Here is a 20,790-nt window from a genome sequence, read left to right as displayed (position 1 = left end):
ACCGAGCAAACTTGCAGAAGTCCGAATGCAGCGACCAAAACAAGCCACTTAGGATCACACTGATAGTCCGGGTACCAGCCCGGATGCCCCTGCTTGTCTCATTTCTTCAAAATAAGAGCCGCAGCTTATGGCTGTTGCTCTGGTTATAGCTCTGGCGCGGGTTGAAGCCCGCGCCACAGCCTCTACGGTGAAGCAGTACTACTTTTACAGCTTCTGAATCACACGCCGCTCGAAAGCAGCATGTTACGGATGTGACCGATGGCCTTAGTCGGGTTCAGGCCTTTCGGACATACGTTGACGCAGTTCATGATGCCCCGGCAGCGGAAGACGCTGAACGGGTCATCGAGGGACGCCAGACGCTCGGACGTCTTGGTGTCACGGCTGTCTGCCAGGAAGCGGTACGCTTGCAGCAGGGCAGCTGGACCCAGGAATTTGTCCGGGTTCCACCAGAAGGACGGGCAAGAGGTCGAGCAGCAGGCGCACAGGATGCACTCGTACAGACCGTCGAGCTTTTCACGCTCTTCAGGGGACTGCAGACGCTCGATGGCCGGAGCCGGCGTGTCGTTCTGCAGGAATGGCTTAACCTTCTCGTATTGCTTGTAGAAGATGCTCATATCGACAACCAGGTCACGGATAACCGGCAAACCTGGCAGAGGACGAACGATCAACTTGTTACCTTTGACGACAGCGGACAGCGGCGTGATGCACGCCAGGCCGTTCTTGCCGTTGATGTTCATGCCGTCGGAGCCGCAGACACCTTCACGGCAAGAGCGACGATAGGAGAAACCCTCGTCCTGCTCTTTGATCAGGGCCAGCACGTCCAGCACCATCAGGTCTTTACCACCGGTATCGACCTGGAATTCCTGCATGAACGGCGCAGCGTCCTGATCAGGGTTGTAACGATAAACACTGACTTGCAACATGGCGGTCACCCTTAATAAGTCCGGACTTTTGGTTCGAAAGTCGGAACAGTCTTCGGCGAGAAGTTCACGGCACGCTTGGTGACGCGCTTGTCACCCGGGAAGTACAGGGTGTGGCACAGCCAGTTTTCGTCGTCACGATCTTCGAAGTCTTCACGGGCGTGAGCGCCGCGGGACTCTTTACGTACTTCGGCAGCGATGGCGGTAGCTTCAGCCACTTCCAGCAGGTTTTGCAGTTCCAGCGCTTCGATACGTGCAGTGTTGAACGCCTGCGACTTATCGTTGATCTTCACATTCGCGATGCGCTTGCGCAGATCCGCCAGCTGGGCAATACCTTTCTGCATGTATTCGCCGGTACGGAATACACCGAAGTAGTTCTGCATGCAGCTTTGCAGCTCGCGACGCAGGGTAGCGACGTCTTCGCCGTCGGTACGGTTGTTCAGTGCGTTCAGGCGCGACAGTGCAGCTTCGATGTCGGCTTCAGTGGCGTCATCGTATTCGATGCCGTCAGTCAGCGCTTTTTCGAGGTGCAGGCCGGCAGCGCGACCGAAAACCACCAGGTCGAGCAGCGAGTTGCCGCCCAGACGGTTGGCGCCGTGAACCGATACGCAAGCCACTTCACCGACCGCGAACAGACCTGGGATGATCTGATCCACGCCTTCGGCGTCCTGGGTGATCGCCTGGCCATGAATGTTGGTGGCAACGCCGCCCATCATATAGTGGCAAGTCGGAACAACCGGAACCGGAGCAACAACCGGGTCAACGTGAGCGAAAGTCTTCGACAGTTCGCAGATGCCTGGCAGACGGCTGTGCAGCACTTCCTCGCCCAGGTGGTCGAGTTTGAGCATTACGTGGTCGCCATTCGGACCGCAACCGTTGCCGGCGATGATTTCTTTAACCATCGAACGGGCAACCACGTCACGACCAGCCAGGTCTTTGGCGTTCGGAGCGTAACGCTCCATGAAACGCTCGCCGTGCTTGTTGATCAGGTAACCACCTTCACCACGGCAGCCTTCTGTAACCAGTACACCGGCGCCGGCGATGCCGGTCGGGTGGAACTGCCACATTTCGATGTCTTGTACCGGCACGCCAGCACGCAGAGCCATGCCGACGCCGTCACCGGTGTTGATCAGGGCGTTGGTGGTGGATGCATAGATACGACCTGCACCGCCGGTCGCCAGTACGGTGGCTTTCGCGCGGATGTAGGTGGTTTCGCCGGTTTCGATGCAGATCGCGATCACACCGACGAATTCGCCTTCCTGGTTTTTCACCAGGTCGACAGCGTAGTACTCGTTCAGGAACGTGGTACCGGCTTTCAGGTTGCCCTGATAAAGGGTGTGCAGCAGCGCGTGCCCGGTACGGTCGGATGCGGCGCAAGTACGGGCAGCCTGCCCGCCTTTACCGTAATCCTTCGACTGACCGCCGAACGGACGCTGGTAGATACGGCCTTGCTCGGTACGCGAGAACGGCAGACCCATGTGGTCCAGCTCGAAAACGGCAGCCGGGCCTTCCTGACACATGTATTCGATAGCGTCCTGGTCACCGATGTAGTCGGAACCCTTGACGGTATCGTACATGTGCCAGCGCCAGTCATCGTTCGGGTCAGCGGACGCGATGGCGCAAGTGATGCCGCCCTGGGCGGATACAGTGTGCGAACGGGTCGGGAAGACCTTGGTGATCACGGCAGTCTTGTGACCGCCCTGTGCCAGCTGCAGCGCAGCGCGCATGCCGGCACCGCCACCACCAATAATGATGGCGTCGAAAGAAATCGTTGGAATGTTAGCCATGACTCAGATACCCCAGAGAATCTGCACACCCCAGACGAAGTAAGCGAACATCGCAACGCCGCATACTGCCTGGAAAAGGAAACGTACTGCAGTCGCGGACTTGCCCAGCGCCATCGGCGTCAGGTAGTCAGTCGCGATGGTCCACATGCCGACCCAGGCGTGAGCGCCCAGGGCAACCAGTGCCAGCAGACTGAAGATACGCATTCCGTTGTGGGCGAACAGGCCATGCCATTGTTCATAGCCAATGCCCGGGTGAGCGGCGAGGTAGCCGATCAGGAAGATGAAATAAGCCGCGAGAACAACCGCAGACACACGCTGTGCCATCCAGTCATAGAGGCCCGAACGCGAAAGGTTCGTAACGCTGGTTACCATATCCAAACTCCTGCCAGAACGATCAGCACCACGGAAACGGCGATGATAATTTTCGAGCCCAGGCGGCCGCCTTCCAGCGTCTCACCGATGCCCATGTCCATGATCAAGTGGCGCACACCGGCAACCAGGTGATACAGCAGAGCGGACAGGAGGCCCCATGCTACGAACTTGGCCAGCGGGCTGGTCAAGCATGCCTTCACCTCGACATAACCTTCCTCGGAACCCAGGGATTTGCCCAATGCATAAAGCATGATGCCAAGGCCCAGGAAGAGGATGATGCCGGAAACACGGTGAAGAAACGACGTAACGCCGGTGATGGGGAGTTTGATGGTCCTTAGGTCTAGGTTTACAGGTCGTTGGCTTTTCACGGCTTTTTTTTCACACTGAAGAGCCCCTAACAATCAGGGCAAAGTTGTTGGGGAGTGCACTGGTCAGGTAACCACCACCCAGGGATGCGACCCCCAATGAAAGCAAGCCCAAAAGCCCTTGGCGGTCGGTCGCCGAGTATAGACAGTTAGGCTACTAATGACAACGCAATCGCCTACCCCCAATAGCTGATTGCACAAGTTGTATAAAAGGCGTAAATGGCAGTCAATTTCGAGGAAAAAGTGCGGTTAAAGCCTTCTGGAGCAAGACTTTAGGCAAATTGACATTCGAATTTATCTCACTATAGTGGTGCGGGCCCTGCGTGGGGGGTCTGTCTGATGATTTCAAGCATAAATAGGAGGCCACATGGCTGACAAAAAAGCGCAGTTGATCATCGAGGGCGCAGCCCCCGTCGAGCTGCCCATTTTAACCGGCACCGTTGGTCCCGATGTAATTGATGTTCGGGGCCTGACGGCCACGGGCCGCTTCACTTTCGACCCCGGTTTCATGTCGACCGCTTCCTGCGAATCGAAGATCACCTATATCGATGGCGACAACGGCATCCTGCTGCACCGCGGCTACCCGATCGAACAACTGGCTGAAAAGTCGGACTACCTGGAAACCTGCTACCTGCTGCTGAACGGCGAACTGCCGACTGCAGAGCAAAAGGCCCAGTTCGTCGGCACCGTGAAGAACCACACCATGGTTCACGAACAGCTGAAAACCTTCTTCAACGGCTTCCGCCGTGACGCCCACCCGATGGCCGTCATGTGTGGTGTAGTCGGCGCCCTCTCGGCCTTCTACCACGACTCCCTCGACATCAATAACCCGCAGCATCGCGAAATCTCCGCGATCCGCCTGGTTGCCAAGATGCCGACCCTGGCCGCGATGGTTTACAAGTACTCCATGGGCCAACCCATGATGTACCCGCGCAACGACCTGTCGTACGCGGAAAACTTCCTGCACATGATGTTCAACACCCCGTGCGAGATCAAACCGATCAGCCCGGTACTCGCCAAGGCCATGGACCGGATCTTCATCCTCCACGCCGACCACGAGCAGAACGCTTCGACCTCCACCGTGCGTCTGGCCGGTTCCTCGGGCGCCAACCCGTTCGCCTGTATCGCCGCCGGTATCGCCGCACTGTGGGGCCCTGCCCACGGCGGTGCGAACGAAGCCGTGCTGACCATGCTCGATGAAATCGGCGATGTCTCGAACATCGACAAGTTCATCGCCAAGGCCAAGGACAAGAACGATCCGTTCAAGCTGATGGGCTTCGGTCACCGCGTCTACAAGAACCGCGACCCACGTGCGACCGTGATGAAGCAGACTTGCGACGAAGTGTTGAAGGAACTGGGCATCCAGAACGATCCGCAACTCGAACTGGCCATGCGCCTGGAAGAGATCGCCCTGACCGACCCGTACTTCATCGAACGCTCGCTGTACCCGAACGTCGACTTCTACTCGGGGATCATCCTCAAGGCGATCGGCATTCCGACCAGCATGTTCACCGTGATCTTCGCCCTGGCACGTACTGTCGGCTGGATCTCGCACTGGAAGGAAATGCTCTCCAGCCCGTACAAGATTGGCCGTCCGCGTCAGCTGTACACTGGCTACGAGTCGCGGGATATCACCAAGCTGGAAGACCGCAAATAAGACCTGTCTTGCGATAACGTCTTAAGTTGTAACGGGAACGGCCTCCATGTGAATGGGGGCCGTTTTTTGTTTTTGCGGGTTTTCGCTGTCTTTTGGATTGGGTGTATATCCGTTGCTGCGGTAACGGCTTCTTAGGGTTTCGCCCTTACGGCGAGTCACCTTTTCCAAACGCCGAAAAGGTAACCCAAAAGGCTTCACCCTGACGTACGGCCCCTCGCTGAGGCTCGGGGTCCCTTCGCTCCGGGATCGATCCGGGGGCATCGCCTCCGGTTTGCTTCGCTGCACCTCCTCTCGATGTGTTTGGCTTCGCCAAACGGTCGCTGCGCTCCCACCCCGAATCAATCCCTCCACTCAGCCTGCCGACGGGCCTTGAGATCAAAAGCGGTACTTGAGCTAACGCTCATCGTGGTGAGGGGCTTTTGATCTGGCTTTTGCTCTGGCTCTGGCTTTTGATTTTTTGCCCCTTCGGCAGGCCGAGCGGAGGTGTTCATCAGGGGGTAGGCGCGCAGCGCCGTGCGGCGAAGCCGCATACATCGAGAGGAGGTGCAGCGAAGCAAACCGTAGGCGATGCCCCCTGATGGACACCGTAGCGAGGGAACACTGAGCCTAAGCGAAGTGCCGTACGCCGGGGCTTAGACTTTTTGGTTACTTTTGAGGCGTTTGTCAAAAGTGACTCGCTGTAAGAGCGAAACCGCCAGCGGCAGCACCCGAAGCAACGGATATGTACTCAATAAAAAATGCCCCAATCTCTCGACCAGGGCATTTCCATTCAACTCAACCTACACAAAAAGCCTCAGTGCGAAACCGCCCCACTAGCCCCCAACCCCGTCTGCGAACGCACAAACTGCGGGAAGAACAGCGCACGCTCATTCTCTGCCGCCGCCGATTTATCGGTAACAGAGAAGAACCAGATCCCGATAAACGCAATGATCATCGAAAACAGCGCCGGATACTCGTAAGGGAAAATCGCCTTCTCGTGATGCAGAATCTGCACCCAGATGGTCGGGCCAAGAATCATCAGCCCCACCGCACTCACCAGACCCAGCCAGCCGCCAATCATCGCGCCACGAGTGGTCAGCTTCTTCCAGTACATCGAAAGCAGCAGCACCGGGAAGTTGCAGCTCGCCGCGATGGAGAACGCCAGGCCGACCATGAACGCAATGTTCTGGCTTTCGAACAGAATGCCCAGGCCGATGGCCAGGATGCCCAGTGCGATGGTGGTGATCTTCGAAACGCGAATCTCATCCTTGTCGTTGGCTTTGCCTTTCTTGATCACGCTGGCGTACAGGTCGTGAGACACCGCCGAAGCACCAGCCAGGGTCAGACCCGCCACTACCGCGAGAATGGTTGCAAACGCCACCGCCGAGATGAAGCCGAGGAAGATGCTGCCGCCCACGGCGTTGGCCAAGTGCACCGCCGCCATGTTGTTGCCGCCGAGCAGAGCGCCCGCTGCATCCTTGAACGCCGGGTTGGTGCTGACCAGCAGGATCGCGCCGAAGCCGATGATGAAGGTCAGGATGTAGAAGTAGCCGATGAAGCCAGTCGCGTACAGCACGCTCTTACGGGCTTCTTTCGCATCGCTCACGGTGAAGAAGCGCATCAGGATGTGTGGCAGGCCAGCGGTACCGAACATCAGTGCCAGACCGAGGGAGAACGCCGAGATCGGGTCTTTCACCAGACCGCCGGGGCTCATGATCGCTTCGCCCTTGGCGTGAACCTTGATGGCTTCGGAGAACAGGGTGTTGAAGTCGAAGTTGACGTGCTTCATCACCATCAGCGCCATGAACGAGGCACCGGACAGCAACAGCACGGCCTTGATGATCTGCACCCAGGTGGTCGCCAGCATGCCGCCGAACAGCACGTAGAGGCACATCAGGATACCGACCAGAATCACCGCAACGTGGTAGTCGAGACCGAACAGCAGCTGGATCAGCTTGCCGGCACCGACCATTTGCGCGATCAGATAGAACGCCACCACCACCAGCGAGCCGCAGGCCGACAGCGTGCGGATCTGGGTTTGCCCGAGGCGGTAGGACGCCACGTCGGCAAAGGTGTATTTACCCAGGTTGCGCAGACGTTCGGCGATCAGGAACAGAATGATCGGCCAGCCCACCAGGAAGCCGATCGAGTAGATCAGGCCGTCGTAACCGGAAGTGAACACCAGCGCGGAAATCCCCAGGAAGGACGCCGCCGACATGTAGTCACCGGCAATCGCCAGACCGTTCTGGAAACCGGTGATTTTGCCGCCTGCCGCATAGTAATCGGCAGCCGACTTGTTGCGTTTGGAGGCCCAGTAGGTGATGCACAGGGTCGCGCCGACGAACACCACGAACATGACGATCGCGGAAACGTTGAGCGGTTGTTTGTGGACTTCGCCGGTCAGGGCGTCAGCGGCCCAGGCGGCTGGAGCGAACGCTGCGATGCTCAAAAGAGCCAGTAGACGCCGGATCATTGCTGAGCCTCCTTGAGAATCGCATTGTTCAGGTCGTCGAACTCGCCATTGGCGCGGCGTACATAGATACCGGTCAGGACGAAGGCCGAGACAATCAGCCCGACACCGATGGGGATGCCCCAGGTGATCGATGAACCGGCACTGATTTTGGTCCCGAGCACTTGCGGCCCGTACGCGATCAGAAGGATGAATCCGGAGTAGAGCCCTAGCATGATCGCCGAGAGTATCCAGGCGAACCTTTCCCTTTTTTTCACCAGCTCCTTGAAGCGCGGGCTGTTCTGAATAGAGAGGTAAATGCTGTCGTTCATTGTTTTTATCCTCGCAGCACAGATTTTTATTTTTGGAACATAGCCACTCTATGCGGCTGCGAGCCGGCTTCCAGACGACCTTAGTAGTAGAACGCCATGGCGTTTTTGCCAATTTCCAGACCACCCGAAAACGGTCCACTTCCCCTATAAAAAGAAGCGCCATAAAAAAGGCCGCCCGGCGGTGATGCCGGGCGGCCCTGGGAAGCGCAGACTAGACGCTTCGACTTATATTACTTGGTCCAGTCAGCCACGCGATCCGGGTGTTTGGCCACCCAATCCTTGGCCGCTGCGTCAGGTTTGGCACCGTCCTGAATCGCCAGCATGACTTCGCCGATTTCGTCTTTCGAAGCCCACTGGAAGTTCTTCAGGAACTTGGCTACTTCCGGCGCCTTGGTCGCCAGTTCCTTGCTGCCGATGCTGTTCACGGTTTCAGCCGCGCCATACACGCCTTTCGGGTCGTCGAGGAAGCGCAGTTTCCACTTGGCGAACATCCAGTGCGGCACCCAACCGGTCACGGCAATGGATTCGTTCTTTTTCTCGGCACGGGTCAACTCGGCAATCATGCCGGCGCCGGAACTGGCCTTGAGTTGATAGCCGGTCAGGTCGTAATCCTTGATCGCCTGATCGGTCTTGAGCATCACGCCTGAACCGGCGTCGATGCCGACGATGCGCTTCTTGAAGCTGTCGTCGGTCTTCAGGTCTTCAATGGTCTTGGCTTTGACGTACTCCGGCACGATCAGGCCGATTTTCGCGTCCTTGAAGTTCGGGCCGTAATCGACGACCAGATCCTTGTTCTTCGTCCAGTATTCACCGTGGGTCACGGGCAGCCAGGCCGACAGCATGGCGTCGAGTTTGCCGGTGGCAACGCCCTGCCACATGATCCCGGTAGCGACGGCCTGGAGCTTCACGTCATAGCCGAGTTTCTGTTTGATCACTTCGGCCGCCACGTGGGTGGTCGCCACGCTGTCGGACCAGCCGTCAACGTAACCGATGTTCAGGGTCTGTTTTTCAGCGCTGGCGAAAGTGGAGCTCATCGCAAGCACCAGAGCGGCACCTGCGCCTAAAAGTCGTCGCATCTTCATCGTTACTTCCCCGAAATGCTGCGCCCGACGGATGCCGGGCATCGTCAACGTATTGTTATGGTGCACAGCGCCCCCATCACGCCTGACCGCAAACTCGTTCGAACATCAGCGGAGTACTGATGAGTTCGATCATCAACCTGACGCACTCAGCGACCTGCTCTGCCAGCGACCTCGAAGCAACGAGAAACGACATCAGAAAGCCATTAACTGCGCCTGAATAATTGGCGCCAGACAATCCGCCCAAACTTTGCATGTCAAAATCATGCGGGCCACCAACCCCTCTATAAATGCAGGTAACATGCGTCGCTTTGCAGCCACTCGGCCTGACCATGTCCGCATCCTCCCGCTTCCCTTTTCTTCCTTATCTGTTCGCCTGCCTGCTTGGCCTGTTTGCGCTTTGCGGCTTCTGGTACGGCCTCGGCAAACCGGTGATCCTGCCGGACGTCGCCACCCCGACCCACAAGTTGCAGTGCGCCTCCTACACCCCGTTCGACAAGGATCAGTCGCCGTTCGACGTACCGTTCAAACTGCGCCCGGAGCGCATGGACGCCGATCTCGCCCTGCTCGCGACTCGTTTCGAATGCATCCGCACCTATTCCATGACCGGCCTCGAAGCCCTGCCTGATCTGGCGCGCAAGCATGGTTTGAAGCTGATGATCGGCGCTTGGGTCAACAGCAATCCGGTGGACACCGAGAAAGAAGTCGATCTGCTGATCGCCTCGGCCAACGCCAACCCGGATGTGGTCAGCGCGGTGATCGTCGGCAACGAAGCGTTGCTGCGCAAGGAGGTCACCGGGGCGCAATTGGCGAAGCTGATCAACAAGGTCAAGCGCCATATCAAGCAGCCAGTGACCTACGCCGATGTCTGGGAGTTCTGGCTCAAGCACCCGGAAGTTGCGCCGGCGGTGGATTTCCTGACCATTCACTTGCTGCCGTACTGGGAAGATGATCCGTCGAACATCGACGCCGCCCTGCAACACGTAGCGGAAGTGCGTCAGGTGTTCGGCAACAAGTTCGCGCCCAAGGACGTGATGATTGGCGAAACCGGCTGGCCGAGCGAAGGCCGTCAGCGTGAGACCGCGTTGCCGAGCAGGGTCAACGAAGCCAAGTTCATTCGTGGTTTTGTCACCCTCGCCGAACAGCAGGGCTGGCATTACAACCTGATCGAAGCGTTCGACCAGCCGTGGAAGCGCGGCAGCGAAGGCGCGGTCGGCGGTTACTGGGGACTGTTCGATGCCGATCGTCAGGACAAAGGCGTACTGGCCGGGCCGGTGTCGAACGTACCCGACTGGTCGCGCTGGCTGGCGCTCGGTGGTCTGATCTTTGTCGGCACGTTGATGCTTGGCGGTCGGGTTCGCACCACACGCTCAGCGTTGGTGCTGCCATTGCTCGGCGCCCTCGCCGCGTGCTCGATCGGCGCCTGGGGCAATCTGGCATGGCTGACCACGCGGTTCGCCAGCGAATGGGTGTGGGTCGGTTTGCTGACTGCGTTGAATTTGCTGGTGCTGGCACACGCCGCGCTGACCTTGAGCGCCCGCAACAGCTGGCGTGAGCGCGCCTTCAACGCCTTCGAACGACACGCCGGCTGGCTGGCCGCTGCCGTCGGTTTCGCGGGTGCGGTGATGGCGCTGGAGATGGTGTTCGATCCACGCTATCGCAGTTTTGCGAGTGCGGCGTTCATTCTGCCGGCACTGGTTTACCTGTGCCGCCCGGTGCCGGTGGCCCGCCGGGAGATTGCCCTGCTGACCTTCATCATCGGTGCGTGCATTGCGCCGCAGTTGTACCGTGAAGGTCTGCAGAATCAGCAGGCCTGGGGCTGGGCGCTGGTCAGTGTGCTGATGGTGGCCGCGCTATGGCGCTGCCTGCGGGTTCGCAAAGGCTGACCTTCAGCACCTGAAAGTACTGCATCGCGGGCGAGCCCGCGATGCATGACTACCTGGCGTCGCGCGATTCCCGCACCAGCCGCAACCCGGCAATCACTACCGCAAACACCGCCAGCGTGGTGTTGTACAAAGCCAGCGCCGGAAACCCGAACACCAGCGCCAGCACCGCCAGCCACCACCCTGCCCGCCCCGGCACGACAAAACCGATCACCGCAGCCGCGATCGCCGCCCAGCCCAGCATCTGGAAATGAATCATCAGGCCAAGGTTCGAGCGCACCGAGCACTCCCAACGACTCGCTTCATCCACGCAGATGCCCACCCACTGCGCGTCCTCCATGAAGCCAAAACGCGCGCCATAACTGGCGGCCAGCCATAACGGCAAAAGAACGAGCAGCAGAATCACGGGCAAGCGGCGGGACATGGAACACTCCAAACGATGAAATCGGCGGCCAGCTTAATCGCCTGCCAGCCGTGTGCAAGAACTAACAACTCTTAACTGGTCATTCAATCCGTGCAAAGTGTATCGTCCGGCTACTATTACCCCGAATTCCGTCTGATTGGTGCCGATGCGTGGCACTTTGGCGCAAACCCAGTGGTCATAGCCTGCGAACCTCATTCGGCACCTTCCTTTAAGGGATTCAGTCATGCTCCGATCCTTGCGCTTCGTCGCCCTGCTGGGCGGCCTTATTCTGAGTGCGTCCGCGCTGGCGGTGGATATCGACGCCGCCAGTTATGGCTATCCCCTGACCAACCCGTTCGAAGCGACCATCGCCACCACGCCGCCGGACCTGCGTCCGGAGTTGCCGTCGGACGACGACATCAATCAGACCGACCGCAGCGTCACCCTGCGCCCGGAACGCGAATTCATCCTGCCGGACAATTTCTGGCCGGTGAAAAAACTGACGTATCGCATCGCCACCCAGGACAAGGCCGCCCCGCTGATCTTCCTGATCGCCGGCACCGGCGCACGCTATGACAGCACCCTCAACGAATACCTGAAAAAGCTCTACTACAAGGCCGGCTACCACGTGGTGCAGTTGTCCTCCCCGACCAGTTTCGACTTCATGAGCGCTGCCTCGCGTTTCGCCACCCCCGGCGTGACCAAGGAAGACGCCGAAGACATGTACCGGGTGATGCAGGCCGTGCGTGCGCAGAACCCGAAACTGCCGGTCACCGACTATTACCTCAGCGGCTACAGCCTCGGTGCGCTGGACGCAGCATTCGTCGCCCACCTGGACGAAACCCGTCGCAGCTTCAACTTCAAGAAAGTCCTGTTGCTGAACCCGCCGGTCAACCTCTACACCTCGGTCACCAACCTCGACAAGCTGGTGCAGACCGAGGTCAAGGGCATCAACAACAGCACCACGTTCTATGAACTGGTGCTGGGCAAGCTGACCCGTTACTTCCAGCAGAAAGGCTACATCGATCTCAACGATGCCCTGCTCTATGACTTCCAACAGTCCAAGCAGCACCTGAGCAACGAGCAGATGGCGATGCTGATCGGCACCTCGTTCCGCTTCTCGGCGGCGGACATTGCCTTCACCTCGGACCTGATCAACCGTCGCGGCCTGATCACCCCGCCGAAATTCCCGATCACCGAAGGCACCAGCCTCACGCCGTTCCTCAAGCGTGCGCTGCAATGTGACTTCGACTGCTACCTCACCGAACAGGTGATCCCGATGTGGCGCGCCCGCACCGATGGCGGCAGCCTGCTGCAACTGATCGATCAGGTCAGCCTGTATGCCCTCAAGGATTACCTGCACGACAGCCCGAAAATCGCCGTGATGCACAACGCCGACGACGTGATCCTCGGCCCGGGCGACCTCGGCTTCCTGCGCAAGACCTTCGGCGATCGCCTGACGGTTTATCCACTGGGCGGCCATTGCGGCAACCTTAACTACCGCGTCAACAGCGACGCCATGCTGGAGTTCTTCCGTGGCTAAATATCTCCTGCTGTTTGCAGCGTTACTCTGTGCAGGCGTGGCCCAGGCCGACAACAGCAAAGCCAACGCACCCGTGGTAGTCGACAGTGACGGCTTCAAGGAGCCGCTGTCCAAACTCAAGTTCAACCCAGGGCTGGACCAGCGCGAGTTCGAGCGCTCGACGCTCAACGCGCTGAACGTGTATGACCCATTGGAGTCGTGGAACCGTCGGGTCTACCACTTCAACTACCGCTTCGACCAATGGGTGTTCCTGCCGGTGGTCGACGGCTATCGCTACGTCACACCCGGTTTCGTGCGTTCCGGCGTGAGCAACTTCTTCAACAACCTCGGCGACGTGCCGAACCTGGTCAACAGCCTGTTGCAGTTCAAGGGCAAGCGTTCGATGGAAACCACCGCGCGCCTGCTGCTCAACACCACCATCGGCATCGCCGGCCTGTGGGACCCGGCCACCGCCATGGGCCTGCCGCGCCAGAGCGAAGACTTCGGCCAGACCCTGGGCTTCTACGGCGTACCGGGCGGCGCCTACTTCGTGCTGCCGATCCTCGGCCCGTCAAACATCCGCGACACCGCCGGCCTCGCCGTGGACTACACCGCCGAATCGGCGATCAACTACCTGAACGTGTCGAAAGTCAGCGAAAACCACCCGGAAATCTGGGCGCTGCGTGCAGTCGACAAGCGCTATCAGACCCACTTCCGCTACGGTCAGATGAACTCGCCGTTCGAGTACGAGAAGGTGCGCTACGTGTACACCGAATCGCGCAAACTGCAGATCGCCGAGTAAAACCGGCAGCCACAAAAAAGGCCATTCGATGCGAATCGAATGGCCTTTTTCATTGAGCAGAAGATCAGCCCTTCAGCGCTTTCCAGAGCTTGCCGATGACCGATACAACAGCCAGCACCACCGCACCCGCGACAACCCCCGCCACGCCATTGAGCAACACGGGTACAGCAAACCCTACGCTGCCCGCCGCAGCCCCCATGCTCTCGATCCAGTGATGCACCACCGGTACGCCGTGGGTCAGGATGCCGCCGCCAACCAGGAACATCGCCGCCGTGCCGATCACCGACAGGCCTTTCATCATGTAAGGCGCGGCGCGCAGGATCGCGTTGCCGATGCGTTTCGCCGCAGCGCCAGGATTCTGGGTCAGCCACAGGCCGAGGTCATCGAGTTTGACGATGCCGGCCACCAGGCCATAAACGCCCACGGTCATGACGATGGCGATACCCGACATCACGATCACTTGCTGGGTCAGCGAAGCCTCGGCCACGGTGCCGAGGGTGATGGCAATGATTTCCGCCGAGAGGATGAAGTCGGTGCGGATTGCGCCTTTGATCTTGTCCTTCTCGTAGGCCACCAGATCGGTTGCAGGATCGGCCACCGCTTCGGTCAACTGCGCATGTTCGGCCTGATCTTCATCCTTGCCGTGCAGCAGCGGGTGCGCGAGTTTCTCGAAGCCCTCGAAGCACAGATACGCGCCGCCGACCATCAACAGCGGCGTCACCAGCCACGGCACAAAGGCACTGATGGCCAGCGCCGACGGCACCAGGATCAGCTTGTTGACGAACGAGCCCTTGGCCACCGCCCACACCACGGGAATTTCCCGCTCGGCGCGCACGCCCGAGACCTGCTGGGCATTGAGCGCCAAGTCATCGCCGAGCACCCCGGCGGTCTTCTTGGCGGCCATTTTGCTCATCAACGCCACATCATCCAGAACGGTGGCGATGTCGTCGATCAGCACCAGCAAACTGCTTCCTGCCATGAATCTTGTTTCCTTATGTGAATAATGCCGCGCAGCATACCGCGACTGCAGACCACACGGGGCATTGTTGAGCGCCGCGCGAGGCCGGTGCTACCATGCGCAACCGCCAGTACAGGCAAGGAACCACCGGGTTTATGAGCACAATCCGCGAGCGCAACAAAGAACTGATCCTGCGTGCCGCCAGTGAGGAGTTCGCCGACAAGGGCTTCGCTGCGACCAAAACCAGCGACATCGCCGCCAAGGCGGGATTGCCCAAGCCCAACGTCTACTACTACTTCAAGTCCAAGGAAAACCTCTACCGCGAGGTTCTGGAAAGCATCATCGTGCCGATCCTGCAGGCCTCGACCCCGTTCAACCCGGACGGCGTACCGAGCGAAGTGCTGAGCGGCTACATCCGCTCGAAGATCCGCATCTCCCGCGATCTGCCGTTTGCCTCGAAGGTGTTCGCCAGCGAAATCATGCACGGCGCCCCGCACCTGAGCGCCGACCTGGTCGAGCAACTGAATAGCCAGGCCAAGCACAACATCGACTGCATCCAGAGCTGGATCGACCGCGGCCAGATCGCCCCGATCGACCCCAACCACCTGATGTTCAGCATTTGGGCCGCAACCCAGACCTACGCCGACTTCGACTGGCAGATCTCCGCCGTGACCGGCAAGGAAAAGCTCGACGAAGCCGACTATGAAGCCGCGGCGCAAACCATCATCCGGTTGGTCCTCAAGGGCTGCGAACCGGACTGACAGCGCGACACACACGCAAAAAAAATCGCAGGCCTGGCCAAAGCGTCCTGAAGACGTGGCCAGACCTGCGATTTTTTGTTTCAGGCGTCGCTACCCATCAACCAGCGCAGCGCTTGCGGCAAGGAGGTGCTCCAGTCGTCCGGGAAGGAATGCCCGCCTTCATGGGTACGGGATTTGACTTCGTTGCCGTCACTGAACAGTTTGCGGAAATCCGTGGCCATCTGCTGATTGCCCGCGCCTTCCATCTTGCCGTTGATCACAAACACCCTTTTGCCGTGCGCCTTGCTCACCGTCGGTGTCGGCTGTCGGCCGCCAGGTGACAGCAACAGAGCACCTGCGTAGTCATCCGGATGTTGCGCCAGCAAGGCGCCCGCGTGTTGTGAACCTTGAGAGAAGCCCATCAGGTAGACGTGCTTGCGATCGATGCATTGCTGCGCCTCCAATTGCTTCAAGCCGTTCTGCACCGTTTTATGGGTGCCTTCAAAGCCCGGGCCGATCCAGCGGAAGCTGTCCACCGCATTGATCATCTCGGTACCGTTGATGCCAAGGATAATGGCCCCGGTATCAGCGAGTGGTTGGTAGCTCTCGTCGAGCTCGCCGTTGATACCGTAGCCGTGCAGCCAGACCACCACCGGACGGCACGCCTTGGGCGCGGGAATATCCGCCGACGGGTTGAGCACTGAAATGGCGCCGACCTTGCCGGGCGCGATGGTCTTGTAGCGCTGCTGCGCACTGGCCAATACGGCTTTGTAGGTGGCGGTCTCGCGCAGGTCGGAGAAATCCTCGTCGCCGGCCAGCAATGGGCCGAACCACATGCCACGATCGTCAGCCTCTTGCAGGAAGCGCAAGGCCAGTTTGTCGTCACCACGGCGGGCAAACAGCGCGGCAACCTGATAAGGCGCGAGCATCTGCTTGGGGTCTTCACGAGTGGCCGCCAGATAAACCGCAATGGCCTGCAAGGTATCGGTGTCTTCGAGCTTCTCGGCCCGCGCCATCAATTCAGGAACATCGTCGGCATTGATCAGCGCGGTGACCACCGGACTCAGCGCCTGGAACGCGATGTCTTCGGCGTCCAGCGGTTCGGCGGCGTGCAGAAAGGGAGTGATGAGGGTCATGGCCGTGGCCAGAGAAAAGCCAAGTAGCGTCTTCACGCTGATCTTCCTTGATACAAAAACGGGGCGGCAGTCTATCGACGCCACCCCGATTCGTCATCACCTCAATACCAACCGGGGTGATTCAGTTCCCGTCAGGCCGCCACCCCCGCATCCGCCCGCAGATCCAGGGCCTCCACAGCCTTGATCGCCACTTGCTCATCGACATCCGACAGATCGCCGCTGATGCCGATCGCTCCCAGCACGTTCCCCGCCTGATCACGAATCAACACACCACCCGGTGCCGGCACGACGCTGCCCTGCCCCATGCTGTTGAGTGCAGCGATGAAGGCCGGACGTTGTTGCGCGTCCAGCGCCAGCAGGCGTGAGCCCTTGCCCAGAGCGATGGCGCCCCAGGCTTTGCCGATGGCGATGTTCGGGCGCAGCAGGCTGGCGCCGTCTTCGCGTTGCAAGGTGACCAGGTGGCCGCCGGTGTCCAGTACTGCAATGGTCAGCGGCGCGGCGGAGATTGCCCGCCCTGCGCTGATGGCTTCGTTGACCAGGTTGACTGCGACTTTCAAGGTTAAAGCGCTCATGGTGCCGTCCTCATTTTGTTATTGGGAAAGCCGTTGGGCTGCGCGTTTGTGCCGCAGCCCGATGCAACAAATAGAACACAATGAATTATTTTTTTGTATACAATAATTCTCGAAAAGCGCTCCATGCGACGAAAAGCCACAGCAGAACAGGCTTCCGACGAATGAAACAGCCGCTTGAGAAAATGGATTGACCTGCGCCGTCCGCCGTGAATACACTCTGCGCAAAGCCACTTGTATACAATTACAAAACGTAAAGAGGCACAAAACCATGAGCAAAATGAGAGCAATCGAAGCCGCCGTTCTGGTGATGCGCCGTGAAGGGGTTGATACCGCTTTTGGCATTCCGGGCGCTGCAATCAACCCGCTGTATTCCGCCCTGCAGAAAGTCGGTGGCATCGATCACGTCCTTGCTCGCCACGTTGAAGGCGCCTCGCACATGGCCGAGGGCTACACCCGCACCAAGGCCGGCAACATCGGCGTGTGCATCGGTACTTCCGGCCCTGCCGGCACCGACATGGTCACCGGCCTGTACAGCGCCTCCGCGGACTCGATCCCGATCCTCTGCATCACAGGGCAAGCCCCCCGCGCCCGTATGCACAAGGAAGACTTCCAGGCTGTCGACATCACCAGCATCGTCAAGCCAGTAACCAAGTGGGCAACCACCGTTCTGGAGCCGGGCCAAGTGCCTTACGCGTTCCAGAAAGCCTTCTTTGAAATGCGCTCCGGCCGTCCAGGCCCAGTGCTGATCGATCTGCCGTTCGACGTGCAGATGGCTGAAATCGAATTCGACATCGACGCCTACCAGCCACTGCCGCTGGCCAAGCCAAGCGCGACCCGCGTGCAGGTTGAAAAGGCCCTGGCACTGCTCGATCAGGCCGAGCGTCCATTGCTGGTGGCCGGTGGCGGCATCATCAACGCCGACGCCAGCGATCTGCTGGTGGAATTCGCCGAGCTGACCGGCATCCCGGTGATCCCGACCCTGATGGGCTGGGGCACGATTCCGGACGATCACCCGTTGATGGTCGGCATGGTCGGTCTGCAGACTTCGCACCGTTACGGCAACGCCACGATGCTGAAATCCGACGTGGTGTTGGGTATCGGTAACCGCTGGGCCAACCGTCACACCGGTTCGGTCGACGTGTACACCGAAGGTCGCAAGTTCATTCACGTCGACATCGAAGGCACCCAGATCGGGCGCGTGTTCACCCCGGACCTGGGCATCGTTTCCGACGCTGCCGCCGCGCTGACCGTATTCATCGAAGTCGCTCGTGAATGGCAAGCCGCCGGCAAACTGAAAAACCGCAGTGCATGGCTGCAGGACTGCCAGCAGCGCAAGTCCAGCCTGCAACGCAAGACCCACTTCGACAACGTGCCGGTCAAGCCGCAGCGCGTGTATGAAGAAATGAACCAGGTGTTCGGCAAAGACACCTGCTACGTCAGCACCATCGGTCTGTCGCAGATTGCCGGCGCGCAGTTCCTGCACGTCTACAAGCCGCGTCACTGGATCAACTGCGGCCAGGCGGGCCCATTGGGCTGGACCATTCCGGCAGCGCTGGGCGTGGTGAAGGCCGATCCGAACCGTAAAGTCGTGGCCCTGTCGGGGGACTATGACTTCCAGTTCATGATCGAGGAACTGGCGGTCGGCGCTCAGTTCAATCTGCCGTACATCCACGTCGTGGTGAACAACTCGTACCTGGGGCTGATCCGTCAGGCCCAGCGCGGGTTCGAAATGGACTACTGCGTGCAGCTGTCCTTCGATAACCTGAACGCGCCGGAACTCAATGGTTACGGTGTCGACCACGTCGCAGTCGCCGAAGGCCTGGGCTGCAAGGCGCTGCGTGTGTTCGAACCGTCTGAAATCGCCCCTGCCCTGCGCAAGGCCGAACAGATGATCGAAGAGTTCAAGGTGCCGGTGATCGTCGAGATCATTCTGGAGCGTGTGACCAACATCTCCATGGGCACCGAGATCAACGCCGTCAACGAATTCGAAGACCTGGCGCTGGTCGGCAACGATGCGCCAACGGCGATTTCGCTGCTCGATTAAAACTGCTTGCCGTTCGTTCCCGCGCCGAGCGCGGGAACGATCACTCTAACGGGAGACCACCATGCCGCGTTTCGCAGCCAACCTGTCCATGCTGTTCACCGAACAGGATTTCCTTGCCCGTTTCGACGCCGCCGCCAAGGCTGGCTTCAGCGGTGTCGAGTACCTGTTCCCCTACGATTTCAGCTCTGCCGAAATCAAGGCCAAACTCGACGCCAACGGTCTGACCCAAGTGCTGTTCAACCTGCCGGCCGGTGACTGGGCCAAGGGCGAGCGCGGTATCGCGTGCCTGCCGGACCGGGTCGAAGAATTCCGTGCCGGGGTCGATCTGGCCATCGCTTACGCACAGGTGCTGGGCAACACCCAGGTCAACTGCCTGGCCGGTATCCGTCCGCAGGGCGTGGACGATGCTACCGTTGAAAAAACCTTCGTCGCCAACCTCAAGTACGCCGCCGAGAAGCTGCAAGCCGTCGGCATCAAACTGGTGATGGAAGCGATCAACACCCGCGACATCCCGGGCTTCTACCTGAACAACACGGCACAGGCCCTGTCGATTCGCGAGCAGGTCGGCAGCGCCAATCTGTTCCTGCAATACGACATCTATCACATGCAAATCATGGAAGGCGATCTGGCCCGCACCCTGCAATCGCACCTGGCCGAGATCAACCATGTGCAGCTGGCCGACAACCCGGGCCGCAACGAGCCGGGCACTGGCGAGATCAACTACCGCTTCCTGTTCGAACACCTGGATCGCATCGGTTATCAGGGCTGGGTCGGCTGCGAGTACAAACCGCTGACCACCACTGAAGCAGGCCTCGGCTGGCTGAAGACCCACAACGCGATCTGACCCCTATTTGCTTGAGCAAGACAAAAACAAGAGGAATTTCTCATGGCTAAAATCGGATTTATCGGCACCGGCATCATGGGCCACCCAATGGCGGCGAACCTGCAGAAAGCCGGTCACAGCCTGTTCCTGTCGGCGCACCACGACGCCGCCCCTGCCGACCTGGTCGCCGCTGGCGCCGTCGCCCTGGCCAACCCGCGCGAAGTGGCGCAGGAAGCTGAATTCATTATCGTCATGGTGCCGGATACCCCGCAGGTCGATGACGTGCTGTTCCGTGCCGACGGCGTCGCTGCTGGTATCGGCAAGGGCAAGGTCGTGATCGACATGAGCTCGATTTCGCCGACCGCCACCAAGGCTTTCGCTGCGAAGATCAACGAGAAAGGCGCGCAATACCTCGACGCTCCGGTGTCCGGTGGTGAGGTCGGTGCCAAGGCTGCGACCCTGAGCATCATGGTCGGTGGCGACGCCGATGCCTTCGAACGCGCACTGCCGCTGTTCCAGGCCATGGGCAAGAACATCACCCTGGTCGGCGGCAATGGCGACGGTCAGACCGCCAAGGTGGCGAACCAGATCATCGTTGCCCTGAACATTCAGGCCGTCGCCGAAGCCCTGCTGTTCGCTTCGAAAAACGGTGCCGATCCGGCCAAGGTGCGTGAAGCGCTGATGGGTGGTTTCGCGTCCTCGAAGATCCTCGAAGTGCACGGCGAGCGCATGATCAAGGGCACCTTCGATCCGGGCTTCCGCATCAGCCTGCACCAGAAGGACCTGAACCTGGCCCTGCAAGGCGCCAAGGAGCTGAACATCAACCTGCCGAACACCGCCAACGCCCAGCAAGTGTTCAGCACCTGCGCGGCCATCGGTGGCAGCAACTGGGACCACTCGGCGCTGATCAAGGGCCTGGAACACATGGCCAACTTCTCGATTCGCGACAAGAAGTAAGCCCTGCCCC

19 protein-coding genes are annotated in these 20,790 nt (G+C 59.6%); 8 read left to right on the top strand and 11 right to left on the bottom strand.

What is annotated here, in order from left to right; all coding sequences use genetic code 11:
• Positions 1 to 218: 218 nt before the first annotated feature.
• Genes IF199_RS08410 through sdhC form a run of 4 tightly spaced genes read right to left on the bottom strand, consistent with a single transcriptional unit; the run spans position 219 to position 3,447 of the window.
• Entirely contained in the window at positions 219 to 923 is a 705-nt protein-coding gene (locus IF199_RS08410; protein ID WP_007959035.1) for a succinate dehydrogenase iron-sulfur subunit, read from the bottom strand.
• Between the two features lie 11 nt (positions 924 to 934).
• Positions 935 to 2,707 (bottom strand): succinate dehydrogenase flavoprotein subunit, encoded by a 1,773-nt coding sequence (sdhA, locus tag IF199_RS08405; RefSeq protein ID WP_085608857.1) that lies wholly within the window; start codon positions 2,705 to 2,707, stop codon positions 935 to 937.
• A 3-nt stretch (positions 2,708 to 2,710) separates the two neighbouring features.
• On the bottom strand, positions 2,711 to 3,079 hold the full coding sequence (gene sdhD / locus IF199_RS08400) for a succinate dehydrogenase, hydrophobic membrane anchor protein (protein WP_085710546.1): 369 nt from the start codon (positions 3,077 to 3,079) through the stop codon (positions 2,711 to 2,713).
• A complete protein-coding gene (gene sdhC, locus IF199_RS08395) occupies positions 3,073 to 3,447 on the bottom strand; it encodes a succinate dehydrogenase, cytochrome b556 subunit (protein ID WP_055137330.1) in 375 nt (124 codons plus the stop codon). The genes sdhD and sdhC overlap by 7 nt, the downstream gene beginning before the upstream one ends.
• Before the next feature lie 364 nt (positions 3,448 to 3,811).
• On the opposite strand from sdhC, the gene gltA reads away from it, so the two are divergent.
• The gene (gltA, locus tag IF199_RS08390; protein ID WP_007959044.1) at positions 3,812 to 5,101 is read left to right on the top strand and encodes a citrate synthase; all 1,290 of its coding nucleotides are present in this window, start codon (positions 3,812 to 3,814) and stop codon (positions 5,099 to 5,101) included.
• Positions 5,102 to 5,894: 793 nt separating this feature from the next.
• On the opposite strand, the gene IF199_RS08385 is transcribed toward gltA, so the two are convergent.
• The 3 genes from IF199_RS08385 to IF199_RS08375 form a co-directional block, all read right to left on the bottom strand.
• On the bottom strand, positions 5,895 to 7,553 hold the full coding sequence (locus IF199_RS08385; protein WP_096822124.1) for a cation acetate symporter: 1,659 nt from the start codon (positions 7,551 to 7,553) through the stop codon (positions 5,895 to 5,897).
• Positions 7,550 to 7,861: a DUF485 domain-containing protein gene (locus IF199_RS08380; protein ID WP_096822125.1), complete on the bottom strand. Its 312-nt coding sequence runs from the start codon at positions 7,859 to 7,861 to the stop codon at positions 7,550 to 7,552. The genes IF199_RS08385 and IF199_RS08380 overlap by 4 nt, the downstream gene beginning before the upstream one ends.
• A gap of 230 nt (positions 7,862 to 8,091) precedes the next feature.
• A complete protein-coding gene (locus IF199_RS08375; RefSeq protein ID WP_096822126.1) occupies positions 8,092 to 8,943 on the bottom strand; it encodes a glycine betaine ABC transporter substrate-binding protein in 852 nt (283 codons plus the stop codon).
• A gap of 287 nt (positions 8,944 to 9,230) precedes the next feature.
• On the opposite strand from IF199_RS08375, the gene IF199_RS08370 reads away from it, so the two are divergent.
• On the top strand, positions 9,231 to 10,826 hold the full coding sequence (locus tag IF199_RS08370) for a glycoside hydrolase family 17 protein (RefSeq protein ID WP_192560112.1): 1,596 nt from the start codon (positions 9,231 to 9,233) through the stop codon (positions 10,824 to 10,826).
• 49 nt (positions 10,827 to 10,875) lie between these two features.
• Here IF199_RS08370 and IF199_RS08365 read toward each other — a convergent pair whose 3' ends face one another.
• Entirely contained in the window at positions 10,876 to 11,247 is a 372-nt protein-coding gene (locus tag IF199_RS08365) for a hypothetical protein (protein ID WP_102620364.1), read from the bottom strand.
• Between the two features lie 223 nt (positions 11,248 to 11,470).
• On the opposite strand from IF199_RS08365, the gene IF199_RS08360 reads away from it, so the two are divergent.
• Together IF199_RS08360 and IF199_RS08355 are read left to right on the top strand one after the other, a co-directional pair.
• Positions 11,471 to 12,769, top strand: a complete 1,299-nt coding sequence (locus tag IF199_RS08360) for a serine/threonine protein kinase (RefSeq protein WP_096822129.1) — start codon at positions 11,471 to 11,473, stop codon at positions 12,767 to 12,769.
• Complete coding sequence (locus tag IF199_RS08355) at positions 12,762 to 13,550, top strand: MlaA family lipoprotein (protein WP_096822130.1); 789 nt, start codon at positions 12,762 to 12,764, stop codon at positions 13,548 to 13,550. Before IF199_RS08360 ends, IF199_RS08355 begins: the two co-directional genes overlap by 8 nt.
• Positions 13,551 to 13,614: 64 nt before the next feature.
• Here the strand turns inward: IF199_RS08355 and IF199_RS08350 are convergent, their stop codons facing one another.
• Positions 13,615 to 14,529, bottom strand: a complete 915-nt coding sequence (locus IF199_RS08350) for a DUF808 domain-containing protein (protein ID WP_192560111.1) — start codon at positions 14,527 to 14,529, stop codon at positions 13,615 to 13,617.
• Positions 14,530 to 14,663: 134 nt separating this feature from the next.
• Between IF199_RS08350 and IF199_RS08345 the strand changes: the two genes are divergently transcribed.
• Positions 14,664 to 15,269 (top strand): TetR/AcrR family transcriptional regulator, encoded by a 606-nt coding sequence (locus IF199_RS08345; protein WP_096822132.1) that lies wholly within the window; start codon positions 14,664 to 14,666, stop codon positions 15,267 to 15,269.
• An 80-nt stretch (positions 15,270 to 15,349) separates the two neighbouring features.
• On the opposite strand, the gene IF199_RS08340 is transcribed toward IF199_RS08345, so the two are convergent.
• Positions 15,350 to 16,420 carry an alpha/beta hydrolase gene (locus IF199_RS08340; RefSeq protein WP_192560110.1) on the bottom strand — a complete coding sequence of 357 codons (1,071 nt, stop codon included), beginning with the start codon at positions 16,418 to 16,420 and terminating at the stop codon, positions 15,350 to 15,352.
• A 95-nt stretch (positions 16,421 to 16,515) separates the two neighbouring features.
• Positions 16,516 to 16,956: a GlcG/HbpS family heme-binding protein gene (locus IF199_RS08335; protein WP_085710524.1), complete on the bottom strand. Its 441-nt coding sequence runs from the start codon at positions 16,954 to 16,956 to the stop codon at positions 16,516 to 16,518.
• Positions 16,957 to 17,224: 268 nt separating this feature from the next.
• On the opposite strand from IF199_RS08335, the gene gcl reads away from it, so the two are divergent.
• The 3 genes from gcl (at position 17,225) to IF199_RS08320 (ending at position 20,780) form a co-directional block, all read left to right on the top strand.
• Entirely contained in the window at positions 17,225 to 19,000 is a 1,776-nt protein-coding gene (gene gcl, locus IF199_RS08330) for a glyoxylate carboligase (protein WP_096822134.1), read from the top strand.
• Positions 19,001 to 19,061: 61 nt separating this feature from the next.
• On the top strand, positions 19,062 to 19,844 hold the full coding sequence (hyi, locus tag IF199_RS08325) for a hydroxypyruvate isomerase (protein ID WP_085699396.1): 783 nt from the start codon (positions 19,062 to 19,064) through the stop codon (positions 19,842 to 19,844).
• Positions 19,845 to 19,886: 42 nt separating this feature from the next.
• Positions 19,887 to 20,780, top strand: coding sequence for a 2-hydroxy-3-oxopropionate reductase (locus tag IF199_RS08320; RefSeq protein ID WP_064594449.1), 894 nt, complete (start codon positions 19,887 to 19,889; stop codon positions 20,778 to 20,780).
• Positions 20,781 to 20,790 lie beyond the last annotated feature (10 nt).

This window comes from Pseudomonas allokribbensis (assembly GCF_014863605.1).
GTDB classification, from domain to species: domain Bacteria; phylum Pseudomonadota; class Gammaproteobacteria; order Pseudomonadales; family Pseudomonadaceae; genus Aquipseudomonas; species Aquipseudomonas allokribbensis.
This window is presented reverse-complemented; position numbering and strand designations above follow the sequence as displayed.